Below are 12,882 nucleotides of genomic sequence, written 5' to 3'. Positions count from 1 at the left end.
GGGATTGAGAAGTCGTTGGCCGTTCGGCAAGGCATCGAAAAGGTGATTTACGGAAAGGACAACATCACGGTCCGCTTCCGCTGGGGCATCTCCAGCGACGGAAAAGAGGCGACGGGATCGTCTCCATCCGTTTCCGCGCCCGGCCTCTCCGCCCCGCCCGCCGTTTGCCCTCCCGAAAATGAAAGAAGGCCCACCCCCGGTTTGGGAACGGACCCTCATTTTCAGTTCGCTACGGAAAAAATGTGGAGCTGAAGGGGATCGAACCCTCGACCTCGTCGTTGCGAACGACGCGCTCTCCCAGCTGAGCTACAGCCCCATGCTAATGGCAATGATGCCGAATCATTATATCACAACTCCCCGCAACTCCTGACGAAGCGTCGCGTCCCCGTTTCAACTATTTAAAAAATGCGCTAAAAAGACCCTATGCGCCACTCCAAAGGGGCCCGAACCCTCCGCAAGATAGGCTTCCTAATCCTGAGTGGCCTTTTAACCCGGAATCTTCAGTTGGGCGCGAGGACCGAGACGGAAAAGACGGGCTTTTTTACGAACAAAAAAGTGCAGGTCGTAGCGGGGACTACGGACAAACTTTTTTGTGAAGGAAAAAGGTCCGGATTTTTCGTTGAATTCCGCGATCCAACTGAAGATTTCGGGTTCACATCCTCAGCCGTCGCTTTTCCTGCCGAAGCGGAGTTTATCCCCCCACGGAATTACTTCGCCACCGTCCAGAAAGAACTCAAAAATGCCAAATCTTCCATCGCCCTGTCCCTGTATCTATTCACTTTGCGTCCCCAACAACACGATTCCCCGGTGCTTCAACTGGCGGAATCGCTCCGGAAAGCCCACGAAGCGGGGATCCGGGTGGAAGTATGGCTCGATCAAAACATTCAATTTGTTGAGGAGGAAGGGTCCAACATAGATTTAGCGGAAGGGAAAAATGCCGCGGCTTACGCGTTTTTGAAAGCTCAAGGGATTCCCGTCTATTTTGATAACCCGGCGACATACAATCATTCCAAAGTGTTGGTCATCGATGAGGAAACCATCATCCTGGGTTCGTCGAACTGGACCAACGCCGCGCTGACCCACAACGAAGAAGCAAACGCGCTCATCCGCTCAAAACCCATCGCTAAAGAGATCTTGTCACAGATCCGGTCTATTCCCAAAGCCGACCCACTTCCCAATGTTGAGGACACCGGCGTCGATATCCCAGCCGAATTTCTCTTAAACAGGAACTACTTAGGTCGGATGGCGGGCGGCGACGAACGAACGTTGGACACCTACCTTTACCTGCTCCGAGAGCAATCCCTCTTCCCCGAAAACATTCCTTTCAGGCTCGGCTACGACCCGCTGGCGGAATCCCTGGGAATTCTCGACCAAGAAAACAGTATTCGCCGAAGCCAAATCAACAGAATATTGACCAAACTTCAGAACCGGTACGGACTCATCCGATTCGAACCTTCACGGGGAACAGACGCCCTCATCACGCTCATACCTCTGAACGCCGAACGTTCGGCCCGGATCCCGCTAACCTATTGGACCCAAGGATGGCCGCAACGACTCCAGCTCCCAGGAAAAACATTCTTTCTCATGGGCCAATACGAATCGGCCAATTCGCCGCTCCGCCCCCGCTGGTCGGCCGCACGGAAAACCATGGCCCGCCGCTACCATTTGCGTCCAGGAACCATTTCGAAGGGGGTAACAGAGCTCCGCCGCCATAACCTGGTAGAGGTGGATTATTCTCCCAACGTTCCCGGGAAAGGGTTTCGTCGAGCCTCCATCTACACCCCCAACACCCTTTATGACCCCGCCAAACTTGACCAGGCCCTGAAAGAATTAAAAGATAAACACGGTGAAGAAAAGTTTACCCGTGCCCAAGCCGCCGCCACCCTGGTCTACGAGGACAAGGACATAAACGCCATCAAAGCCCTTATTTCACTCGAAGACCAATACGGTAAAGAGCGCATCGCCGAGAGCCTCAAAATTATTGGAAAAAAGAATCCCGACAACCCTTACCGCTCCATTGCCTACTTGATCGGCATCATTAAAAATTTGAGATAGGCGGCCCCGCCTACCCCTGTTCTTATTTTATCGAATGGAGGCCGATCTTATTCCCATCGGGATCCACCACCAGGGCAATAAAGCCGTGTTCACCGATGGCCATCTTTTGCTTAAAAATCTTCCCGCCGTTTTGGGCCGAACGGGAAGCCTCTTCAGCGCAATCGTTACAATTAAAATAGACGAGGGTGCTGTTTCCACCGGAAGGAACGCCCGCCATTTTCACCAACGCCCCACCGGCTCCTGCCAATCCCATTGTCATGGGAAACGTCCACATCTCAAGGTCTGGGCTTTTCAGTGGATCCAGTTTAGTCTTAAAGACCGTTTCATAAAAGGACTTCGCGCGAACCATGTCCTGAACATAGATCTCAAACCACCCCACAGGATTGTGTGCCATTGTTCCTCCTCACGTTTAGTGTGTCTTTTCAATGACCGAAAATAAAATTTTCAGATTCAATTTCCCTCAGGCCACGGAGGGATAATCCGTGTATCCCTTCTCTTTTCCCCCATAGAATGTGGCAGGGTCCGGCGCGTTCAACGGAACGCTTTCCAAGGCGCGCCGGGGCAAATCCGAATTGGCCAGAAACGCCCGCCCAAACGCGACCAAGTCCGCCCCCCCTTCCGCTAAGACCTTTTCAGCCCGCTCAAAGTTGTAGTCACCACAAACGATCAGGGATCGTTTAAACAAAGGCCGGAAGAGAGCCGTGGGAACAACCCGCCCCCCATGCCGAACATCGGCGTCATTCCCTTCGATCAAGTGGACGTAAACCACACCACGTTTGTCCAGTTCTTGAATCACATGGGAAAAGGTTTGTTCAGGATTGGAATCAGCCATATCATTAAAACTGCCGCTGGGAGAAAGCCGCACACCCACTCGATCCTTCCCCCACACACCAATAACAGCGTCCACGATCTCCATCAAAAACCGCGCCCGATTTTCCACCGATCCGCCATAGTCGTCGGTGCGCTTGTTCACCCCATCCCGAAGGAACTGGTCGGGCAGATACCCGTTGGCCCCGTGAACCTCCACCCCGTCAAACCCCGCTGCCAAAGCGTTCTGGGCCCCCAATCGATAGAGCTCAACCAATCCGGGGATTTCCGCCCGATCCAACGCCCGTGGGGCTTCGAAAGGCTTCGTCCCAGCCGGTGTAGACACCTCCCCACGGGGAGCGACCGCCGAGGAGGAAACCGGCTTCTCCCCGTTTAACCATAGGGAATGGGACACCCGTCCGACATGCCACAGTTGAAGAAAGATCCGCCCCTCCGCCTGATGAACCGCGTCCGTGATCTTTCGCCACCCCGCCACCTGTTCCGCCGAATAAATTCCCGGCGTGTTTGGATAGCCCACCCCCAGGGGAGAAACTTGGGTCGCCTCCGACACAATGAGCCCCGCCGTGGAACGTTGCGCGTAATAGGCCGCGTTCAAGTCCGTAGGAACATGATTCTCCCCCGCCCGACAACGGGTCATGGGCGCCATCACAAAGCGGTTTTTCAATGTCAGGGGACCAAGTGCGATTTCTTGTGACAAAAGATTCTTTAATTCGATAGGCATGGAGAACTCTCCTGGGAAAAAGGGTTGCTTTACTCTATTAACGCTTGCTTCGTTAATAAGTTCCCTCATTCATTTGGTTTCTTCGGGAGAACCGACTCATCCACCCAGAGTTCATGAGCCAGATTCACAGATCCCCCTGGGACTTCCTGCGTCTCGTCCCGTTGCCAAGAATGGCCCTTGCCAATTATTTAAAATATGGCATTATTCATTTGAAGCAAGGTATGACGACCGTGGAGGCCCCAATGGTTGATTCGACCCATCCCGAGAAGTTTTCGTTCTTGCGTTGGTTTCTTGTTACCAGTTTCATTATTCCGGCTATAACAACACCGGGATGGGCGTTCAATTATACCCAGGATATATCCATCGACAAGCCCGGCTTGATCCGCTGCTTTTTACCAACAGAGACATCAGACAACTATCGCGCGCGCGAAGAGCTCCGATTATTTTCCCCGGAAGGTCAAGAAATTCCCTATTTATTTGAATCCCCTGACTTCACACCGATCAGCCTTTTAAAAATGATCCCAACAACTTCAATGAAAACTCAAATTCTAGAAGATAAAACGATCGTCACTTTTACAGCACCCGATTCATTCCCTGTTTCAGGGTTTTCTATATACACCGGGGTTCAGGAAAAGAAAATTTATTCCATCGATCGAACCAGCGATGGGCAAACCTGGGACACGCTCGTTCCCCCATCCCAAATGAGCTCATCGGCCCGGATTCGAATGGCGACTCCTCCACCGGGAACGACTTTTCGGTTGACCTTAGATGATTCGATGACGCCCCCATCCTCTCGAGTTAATGTGCAATGGGTTCAAGCCCCGTCCTCTGCACCAACAATGGGGAAAGAGGAAATCCCTTTTAAAAGGACCGGGACATCCGATTTCGGAGATCGCTTTGAACTCACCGCTCCGCGACGAAACATCTACGCAGCCGAAGTTGCTGTTTATGTTGACGACATGACGAATATTGATCTGAACAATATTCGTCAAACAACTGTCAATCTCCCTTCCAACGAAGAAAGGCCGGTGTATTCCCACATGACCGCCATCGCCCAAATGGTTGCCCCGGGGAAAGGACAACCCCCTTATTTGATGGTCAGCATGGGGGTCGCGGGGAATGACACCAATTCGGTGCTCTATCTGAAATCACACAATGGCGCCCCCATTCGGGTCCGTCGAATGGAAGCATGTGTAATGCCTCTCAGCATCCTCTTTCAGGCCCAAATGCCGGGAGATTACAAGCTCCGGTTTGGAATTGATGGTCCGGCCACAGACCCCGTGCTGATTTACGGATCCGACCCCATCAATGCGCTGCGCCAACGTCGGAATGAATCCGAGATTCGTCTCGCCTCAATGGGGCCGATCCAAACCCACAAGGTCGTTGCTGAAGCCAAACAAAGCACCGGCTGGGACCCGCTTTCTTCTAATTTTAATCCTGAGGGTTTTTCGCATCGAGAAACGATTCGGGTTCTTCAATCCGGAATTCAATCCGCTGACATTCCGGCGAATATTTTCGGTGTTTCTCATACGGGAGACGATTGGCGTCTCACCTCTTTTGGGAGGGAGATTCCTTTCTTGATCCGCCCGCGCAGCGGGCAAACAATCATCAAAACGAGTTTTAAAAAAATCCCTTCTGTCCAAGACAAAGCCCGCTGGGTTCTGGAGGGAACGTTTGATCAAGTGCCCTCGATCACGATCCGTTTTGATGTCAAAGGACTTTCCGAACCGACCCGAGCCCGTTTAATTTCACCATCACCAATGGGGGAGAAAGTTATTCTTGAAACCCCATGGAGATTCGACGAATACCGCTACACGAAATTCATGTCCGAATCTGGGAAGACCTTTCCCGTCAAAAGAGAAGAATGGGCAACCATGCTGCTTATTGGATCCAACGGTGTTCCTGTGACGGGAAACCGCCTTATCCTCGAGGTTGATGATCCTTCATTTTCCCTTCCCGAACCAACAGTCAGTGGAATAACTCATAAAATAATTTTCAAAGCGACCCCTGAAGACGAGGTCTATTTCTACTGCGGAGACACAAAACTCCCACCGCCGAATTACTCAATTCGAGCAGACCCCAAAATCCCTATGACAGTGGCAGATCAATCCGCCTACTTTGTTCCTGAATCATTAGGAATGAGCGTATCGAAAGAGGAGGCTTCTGAAGATCCATCCCAACACAAGGAACTCCCGATCCCAAACCCAACCAACAGGAATAAAAATTCTCTCTGGGTGGTCCTCGTTGGACTTTTTTGTCTCTGTGGAGTGGGTTACGTCTTATTAAAAAAATAGGTCAAAACAAACGCGTCACGGCCGCAAAACCACTCATCAGCTGAGATTGATCCACAAGGGGACTCTCCGAAACAGCGGAGGGAAGGAACGCTGTTTTTCCATTGAGAACAATCCTCCACGCTCCCGGCAGTTCGATGAAGAGACCCAATCCACAAACAAAACTCAACGACGTTCCCGGAGAGTAAGCCGGGCGATCCGGCAGGGCCTTCTCTGGCGAGACCCCAAATTCATAGTTCGTTAATTCCGCCGTTGACCAGGTCCACCCCACTTGAGGTGATAGTGTAAACAGCCCCCCCTGAAATGATTTATTCATCCCAACCTTCCGGGTCCCACCCCGGACACGCCCCAAAAGATCCTGATCGAATCCGGCGGACATTCTAATCCCCGCCGGAAGATTCGCTTGAAACGCCAAGCCCCCCATAACGGTAGAATTTCGGTCTCCCATCCCGCGTAAAATCGGGCTGTCTTCCTCATCGTAGGCGGCCAGCCGGTATTGAACGGTAAGAGCGAATCCCAGATCACGCCATTTAAGAATCCCGACATTGGCGGACGGACCCAGAACCTGGACCCGGTCCCCGATGTAACTGATGACAGGAATGGGTTGAACAATCACGTGGGACGATCCCCGGTAAGGGCTGGTCTGGGCGATGACGCCGACACCCACACCCAACAGACCTGTTTTTCCAAAGACGGATCGAAGTTGAACATCGAAGGTTTTGGTTTCGTCTCCTTCAAGCCGAAACGCCGCTCGAGCAAAGGTCGGTGGCCCCTCAGGCCAATACCTGTTTGAAAATCCCAACCATTCCCGCGGGATCCCGATAAAGTTTTTATCCATGATTCCGTTTTTATTGGCATCGTGGAAAACAATCAGGGCGTATTCTCCCGCAGGTAAATCCAAAATGTAATCCGGTGTGGCTCCCCGCTCCGGAAGAACAACGGTTCGAACCGGATCCCGAAGATCCACAAATGAGTTGGGTGAATCGAACACCCACGCCACCACCTCTCCTGTGACAGGTGGATTATCCACCCGTACCTTAAGTGACGCCCCCCACCCCCCAACCAGACATAGGGGAAGGAGAACAAAGCCCCTCATCCAACGGCCGACTCTCATTGAGAACCGATCACGCCAATATGGCCCAAGGCTGGGACTCAACAGGGCTTTTAAGATCCACCGGAGTGACTTTCCCCCGGATGGCGGGGCCCGTCCCACCAGTCAAACATGTCCCGACGCAGTTTTGCCAAGCCGTGAGCGGGATGAAAAAAAACGATCCCTTCCGGAGAACGCTTTTGCCCCTTATGAAACCGCTGATACATGAGGGAGAAGAGCCCGTCTTTGAACCAAGCACTGATGTTTTCATAGGTTTTGGGGTATTTGTGGTAGGACCGGTAACTGGCCTTTTCCTTGAGATAATCAAAAGGAATCCACAGAGATCGGTCCAGCTCCAGAAAATTGGTTTGAACCTGGGGCCCCATGAGTTCCCCAAAATGTTGCCCCTCCGCGGGGAGATGGTTTCCCCGCTCAATCCAATGGCGAACCCCTTGAATGAACCGATTCACGTCCAAGGTATCCGAGGGGCAGATATTTTTCCGGTTGGTCAACCCCACCAAGCGACCCGCGTTCATCACAATGCTCGCGTTTGTACCATCCAGCTTTTCAATGGCCAAAACGTCCGGATCCGTAAACACCCATTCAAACCCCGGCTCAATGACGGACGTGACCACATAAACACCGTCCCGCATCTCCCGGCGAAACGGACTTTCAATTTTAGACATATCCCGAAATTCCATAAAAACGCCTCCTGAGACCGAAGGAAGTTCAACAAACCTGCCTCATCGCCATTGTACATCAACCTTTTCTCCATGTGGGTCCATTTCCTTTTGGTGTCTCTTCAGCCCTTTTATTTCACAGAGGAGATCGAGAATCCACTTCCTTGTTTTGTCGGGACCTTCAGATATTAGGGCCAAACCTATCATTGTATGGGGGAGATTCCCCGCCGGCGGATGGTCCCCAGGACCACCACCAAGAAACAGGAAGTCCCGATGACCGCGGGAAACAACACGGTGGTTGGAGAGTAATTCTCCAACGCCAGAATCACAAGGCAGTCACGAAGGGTAGACAAGGAATAAAAGACCAGGGATTCAGAATGGGGCAGATGATAAATCTTGCGGACGGTGGGGCCAAACCCGAGGACATCAACGGTCGTCAAAATGACCACCGCCGCCAGGGGGTTGGAAGTGAGATACCACAACGGGAGGGACGATAGAGCCGAGACAAAAAACAGCCAATCCGTTTTTGTGATGGTCAAATCCCCGCGCTTGAGAAACGCCAAGACCGCTACCCATACCGCAAGGCCTCCAGAAACCCCAAGGGGCCAAGCCCCCGCACCGCCTTCTGCTTTCACCTGGGCTAAGAAAACCACACTCGTGGTGATGCTCCAGATCACCCATGAAAACATGTGGGGTTTGGTTGCCCCCGTCAAAACGGCTCGGATATAGGGAACAAACGCCACAAAAGTGATGGCAATGGCGACAAAACTTAGAGTTTCTTTAAAGAAAATAACTCCCCCTCAAAGTGAAAACAATTAACCCGAAAATCTCAGTTGACTGTCCTATTTCGTCCCCAAGGTCTGGAAATTTCTGTTCGGCTCGCTATCGACGGTGGCCCCTCCCGGTTAAAGGAACGGACTGATTTCCCCCGAAGAAGAGGACAATTCATCCTCAGACCGGTAATCTTCGAGGATCTCCTTCGCGTGTTCCACATCAGACTCCGACGCAGCCATTTTAATCCCTCCGATGGCGTTGGTTAGAAAAAGGTTCAACTAACGAAACCCATGCAACGTCTATTTGTTGTTCTTCGGCCTAACCCACACGTTCAGAGACGCGAGCCGCGGGACCCTTGGCTCGCGTCCATTGCATTAGAACAGAGTGCTGGGACCCGTTGCTGTTAAAATGCACCGCCCTTCTGTTTACCAGGAATCCAATAGCTGGGAAGAACATATTTAACAGCGCGAGCAAACCGCTCAGAACGTTCTAGATCAGCCTGAGAGCGGGCGGCTTGTTCCGACAAATCTTTGTCAAACATCTTAGAAAATAATGCCTTGCCGGCATTTTCACGATCTTCCTTTGTTTTATAACTGGAGCGGATTGCGGATAGTTCATTGGCGTCTAACCAGGTTCCCCCGCATTTTGGACAATCATCGATCTCCACCTCTTTTCGAACACTAAAAAAGAACCTCTGCATAACGACATCCTGACATTGAGGGCATTTCCGTGAAGCAGACGGATCAACATTGTTTTGTGGGTTATGTGTGAAATCAAGAAGTTGTTCCCCAGCCGATTCATGGGCCTCATCCACTTTTTCAATTTCATAATTATCCAACCAAACGCCATGACAGCCGGCCTTACAAACATCCACCTTTAAACCGGAAACAGTCATTTCGGTTAATTCGCTACGACAAGCAGGACAGTTCATTCGATTCTCCTTTTGGATCGATCGGGCCGAACTAAATCAGCGGACCCGCGCGGACATATCAGTTGCGTCAAGATTGTGGGTGTAGATTCCCCAGGATATTAAGTTGATGCGAATCATCAGTTTCCCTATGACTGAACGCTTTAACCGTGAGCGTCGTCCTCGCCTAAGCCCTCCTGGGCGTTGCCGAAAGGAAATGCTCTCTGGAAGTTGGTCTGGAGTGTATCCCAGGAGCAAGAAACACGTTGGTCCGGCGCTGCTCCTTGGCAACAGCCGAGCGCAACGAATCTGTAGAAAACCCTTCTTTGATCACGTCGCACCCGTATCGTGGGACTCTTTTTTTATGGGAGCCAACACCGCTCCCTGGCCGGTCGGGATGAATCCGCCAGAAACTTCGGCGGTCCTACCTTTCGCCTGGCCTCACAGAGACTAGTCTAACTCCCGTTCAGCCTATTTTCCAGTGCCTTTTTTCTTCTATTGCCATGTTTTCTTGTGGATAGCGGGTGGTCCTCCCCTCAAAAATTGAGCCGGTTAAAAGTAGAATCCTGGGATGATAAAACTGAACCCAGGAGGGCAAGACCATGACCCGAAAGCGGTATACAGAAGAACAGATCAGAGGAATCTTAAAGAAATCAGAAGCGGGGGCCGATACGCGGGAGCTGTGTCGAAAACAGGGGATGTCGGACGCTAGCTTCTACAAGTGAAAGGCGAAATTCGGCGGGATGGATGTATCCGATGTACGGCGGCTGAAATTGTTGGAGAATGAAAACAACAAGTTGAAACGGCTGGTGGCGGACCAAGCATTGGATGAATGGGGCTATCGGAATGGGGTGAAACTGGATTTTATTGATCCGGGGAAACCGACGCAGAACGCGTATATCGAGAGCTTCAATTCGATCCTGCGGCGGGAATTCCTGAACGACCACTGGTTCACAAGTTTTCAGGAGGCCCGGGACATTATCGAAGCATGGCGATTGGAATACAATAGAGACCGTCCTCACGGATCGCTGGGGGACCTCACGCCAGAGGAATTTGCTACAAAAGCAACGTCAGGACTCTACTTGGCAGTGGCACAATGATGGGGGTATGACCAAATTAGCCTGGCGTTATTCGTCGCAAACTTTACTTTTGGTTCCTTGCTCCAGGACGGGATGAGGCCGAACCGCATAGCCTGAAGTGCGCGCCCCTTGGGGGGGTTGGTGACGACAGGGGCTTTTGAGGATGGGACGAGACGGTGGGGAAAAAGGATTTCATCTTGAATGACAAAGTCTAGGCACTTAGCCAGATCTTTCAGGGTCTTAATGAGGGTGAATTGGGCACACATTGGGTTTCCCTAATGCACAAGGAAACTCTTTAAAGAACCTTTCATAAGTGTGCAAAAGGATGGAGGGGCAAGTCGGTCTTTGAAGACTACAAGCGTTTGGCATTCTTTTCCAACAGCCGAAGGAGCTATTAAAGCTTCGAATCCGGCGGTTCGCGCCTCTCTTGAAATGGATTGTGGGGTTAAAAAATCGGATTCTTTGGTTAAATCTTCCCAGACAATCCCTATTTCTCTTCGAATATTTTCTTCAAATAGGTTTAGGCATTTTTGAATTTTCACCTCAAACGTCGCTATTACTTGAGGGAGAAGATCGTCTTTCTGGCCTCTCACTTGGCGAATCCTTTCTGAAAAGGCGCATTGAGGTGACGATGAGAGATAAAGAACTCCAAATTCATCCTTTATATTGTACCGACCACCGTAAATGAATGAAGGGCCAATATCGTCGATTGTCCCTCCATAAGCTTCATTTGTCATTCTGTAATATAAATTGTTCTCAGACTTGGTCCCAGGAAAAAGGTCTTGAAGGGCCCCCAATTTCAAGCAGGGAATCCATACCGGATTGCTGCCAAGAGTGAAATCACCTTCTCCATTTCCTCGTCAGACCGAAGACAGAGAACTGGGGAAACATTATTCAAATACGGATTGGGTTCCAAAAGCCAATTCTTTACACCCTTTTCAGACAAAGTGTTCTTGGCAAAATCGACTACATAGGCCAATCTTTCAAGGGGAGAAATGCTCTCTCGCCGATAATACCCTGTTCGTTTATTTTTCATTCGTGAAAAGTATGTTTCACCGAGAGCTAACCCTTGGGCTGCGGCCCGTTCTGGAACTCCAGCATCATGAAGGATAACACGAATGCGAGAGCTAACGTCACTGGCTTTTACCTTTTCAGTGGTTGGAAAAAAATGTGCCCTTTTCATGTTTTTTCCTCCTAGGAAGGAGTTTACATTAAGTCTTAACAATTGTCAAGACTTAGAGTTGTCCAATGCAAGATGAGCCTGTAAATAGGTTCTTGAAGTGGCAATGGGACGTTTTCAAGATATCAAGTTAATGGATTCGTTCTCGCATAAGGAACGTCCTTGTTGAACCCATTGTGAAACCGCCTGCGATGAGACCCCCAGCCTTTCCGCCACAGCCTTGCGTTTAATACCTAGTAAACCTGCCGCCCAATAAGCCATAAGTGCTCTGGCTCGAGCGATCGAATTGCTTCGCCCTTTTCGATAGATGTCGTTCGGTTCGATGCCCGCAATTTTGCAACTCCGAATCAGAAGTTTTTCGAGTGTCCACCCCTCGCGGCTCATCTTTTCTCTCTTCGATAAGTTTTCTTCGGCCGCCGCTAAAACATTAGAGACAAACGCCCCATCCCCTAAAATCCGCTCATCGCTTCGCCAGTAGTCGCCGTCGCGTTTAAGCGCCCGAATTCCTTCCCACCCTCCAGCGCTCCGGCGCAACCCACCCCCCATCAATTCCGGCCGTTTCCCCATTTTCCATCCGTCTTCTATAAACTTTCGGTATCCTGACACCGCTCTTCCTTCCGTGCGATGAAATCGTTCCAATACTTCCCCGCGTGTCTGCCATGGGTGAGGTTCTTTTCCCACTAAAGTTTTATGTCCCGTAAAGGGGAAATGGTCCAACTCTTTTGCGTTTTTGACGATTCCCGCCCGGACCGGGTTCAGATGAATATATCTCACCAGTTCCAGAAAGTAGGCATCCTCCTGGCAAAGAATGGATTTATAACGGTTTTGAAATAAATGGCCCGCCCGGCGATGGCGGCGATTGAAATATCCAGCATAGCTCCCCATTAGACGCCGCATCAAATCGCTTAAGGGGTATTCTGAACTCCGAACAAGAAGATGGAAATGGTTTGGCATTAGGGCCCAGGCATAGCAGCGGCTTCGCGATTTTTCCAGGGCGAGTTCCAATCTATGGAGGAACTCCTGATAATCGCCCTGGTCCGAAAATATTCGGCGTCGTTCAATTCCCCGCGCCACCACATGAAAAATCGTCCCGGGTATGTTTAATCGTCTCTGCCGTGGCATATCCCAAGACTATCAAACAAACTTCATTTTATCAATAACTTGATATCTTTAAAACGTCCCCTCCCGCTCCCCCACATGGTGTCTGTTTAGCTCCAGGGGGTGATCGACGGGGAACATAATTTTTGAATTAAAATTTCCCAGGCCATAAAAACTGT

The 12,882-nt window shown here is 50.8% G+C and carries 12 protein-coding genes, 1 tRNA gene and 1 pseudogene; 3 read left to right on the top strand and 11 right to left on the bottom strand.

Annotated features, from left to right (window positions below):
* Positions 1-243: 243 nt before the first annotated feature.
* Positions 244-316: transfer RNA gene (locus JNK54_10405), tRNA-Ala, on the bottom strand.
* 107 nt (positions 317-423) lie between these two features.
* On the opposite strand from JNK54_10405, the gene JNK54_10400 reads away from it, so the two are divergent.
* A complete protein-coding gene (locus tag JNK54_10400; GenBank protein ID MBL8024668.1) occupies positions 424-2,055 on the top strand; it encodes a hypothetical protein in 1,632 nt (543 codons plus the stop codon).
* A gap of 22 nt (positions 2,056-2,077) precedes the next feature.
* Here JNK54_10400 and JNK54_10395 read toward each other — a convergent pair whose 3' ends face one another.
* Positions 2,078-2,449, bottom strand: a complete 372-nt coding sequence (locus JNK54_10395) for a VOC family protein (GenBank protein ID MBL8024667.1) — start codon at positions 2,447-2,449, stop codon at positions 2,078-2,080.
* 66 nt (positions 2,450-2,515) lie between these two features.
* The gene (locus tag JNK54_10390) at positions 2,516-3,604 is read right to left on the bottom strand and encodes an alkene reductase (protein ID MBL8024666.1); all 1,089 of its coding nucleotides are present in this window, start codon (positions 3,602-3,604) and stop codon (positions 2,516-2,518) included.
* A gap of 242 nt (positions 3,605-3,846) precedes the next feature.
* Between JNK54_10390 and JNK54_10385 the strand changes: the two genes are divergently transcribed.
* Positions 3,847-5,898 (top strand): hypothetical protein, encoded by a 2,052-nt coding sequence (locus tag JNK54_10385; GenBank protein MBL8024665.1) that lies wholly within the window; start codon positions 3,847-3,849, stop codon positions 5,896-5,898.
* Between the two features lies 1 nt (position 5,899).
* Here JNK54_10385 and JNK54_10380 read toward each other — a convergent pair whose 3' ends face one another.
* From JNK54_10380 to JNK54_10365, 4 genes are all read right to left on the bottom strand, one after another.
* Positions 5,900-6,925, bottom strand: a complete 1,026-nt coding sequence (locus JNK54_10380) for a MipA/OmpV family protein (GenBank protein ID MBL8024664.1) — start codon at positions 6,923-6,925, stop codon at positions 5,900-5,902.
* Positions 6,926-7,059: 134 nt separating this feature from the next.
* Complete coding sequence (locus tag JNK54_10375) at positions 7,060-7,686, bottom strand: hypothetical protein (protein MBL8024663.1); 627 nt, start codon at positions 7,684-7,686, stop codon at positions 7,060-7,062.
* A gap of 182 nt (positions 7,687-7,868) precedes the next feature.
* Entirely contained in the window at positions 7,869-8,456 is a 588-nt protein-coding gene (locus tag JNK54_10370; GenBank protein ID MBL8024662.1) for a hypothetical protein, read from the bottom strand.
* Positions 8,457-8,842: 386 nt separating this feature from the next.
* Complete coding sequence (locus JNK54_10365; protein ID MBL8024661.1) at positions 8,843-9,370, bottom strand: zf-TFIIB domain-containing protein; 528 nt, start codon at positions 9,368-9,370, stop codon at positions 8,843-8,845.
* A gap of 578 nt (positions 9,371-9,948) precedes the next feature.
* On the opposite strand from JNK54_10365, the pseudogene JNK54_10360 reads away from it, so the two are divergent.
* Positions 9,949-10,446, top strand: a pseudogene (locus JNK54_10360) (transposase).
* Here the strand turns inward: JNK54_10360 and JNK54_10355 are convergent.
* The 4 genes from JNK54_10355 to JNK54_10340 form a co-directional block, all read right to left on the bottom strand.
* A complete protein-coding gene (locus JNK54_10355) occupies positions 10,425-10,691 on the bottom strand; it encodes an SOS response-associated peptidase family protein (GenBank protein MBL8024660.1) in 267 nt (88 codons plus the stop codon). The pseudogene JNK54_10360 and the gene JNK54_10355 sit on opposite strands and share 22 nt — an antisense overlap.
* A 9-nt stretch (positions 10,692-10,700) precedes the next feature.
* Positions 10,701-11,162 carry an RES family NAD+ phosphorylase gene (locus JNK54_10350; protein ID MBL8024659.1) on the bottom strand — a complete coding sequence of 154 codons (462 nt, stop codon included), beginning with the start codon at positions 11,160-11,162 and terminating at the stop codon, positions 10,701-10,703.
* Positions 11,163-11,224: 62 nt separating this feature from the next.
* On the bottom strand, positions 11,225-11,608 hold the full coding sequence (locus tag JNK54_10345) for a DUF2384 domain-containing protein (GenBank protein MBL8024658.1): 384 nt from the start codon (positions 11,606-11,608) through the stop codon (positions 11,225-11,227).
* A 114-nt stretch (positions 11,609-11,722) separates the two neighbouring features.
* Positions 11,723-12,727, bottom strand: coding sequence for a transposase (locus JNK54_10340; GenBank protein MBL8024657.1), 1,005 nt, complete (start codon positions 12,725-12,727; stop codon positions 11,723-11,725).
* Positions 12,728-12,882 lie beyond the last annotated feature (155 nt).

Source organism: Elusimicrobiota bacterium, from assembly GCA_016788905.1.
Classification (GTDB): domain Bacteria; phylum Elusimicrobiota; class Elusimicrobia; order FEN-1173; family FEN-1173; genus JADKHR01.
This window is presented reverse-complemented; position numbering and strand designations above follow the sequence as displayed.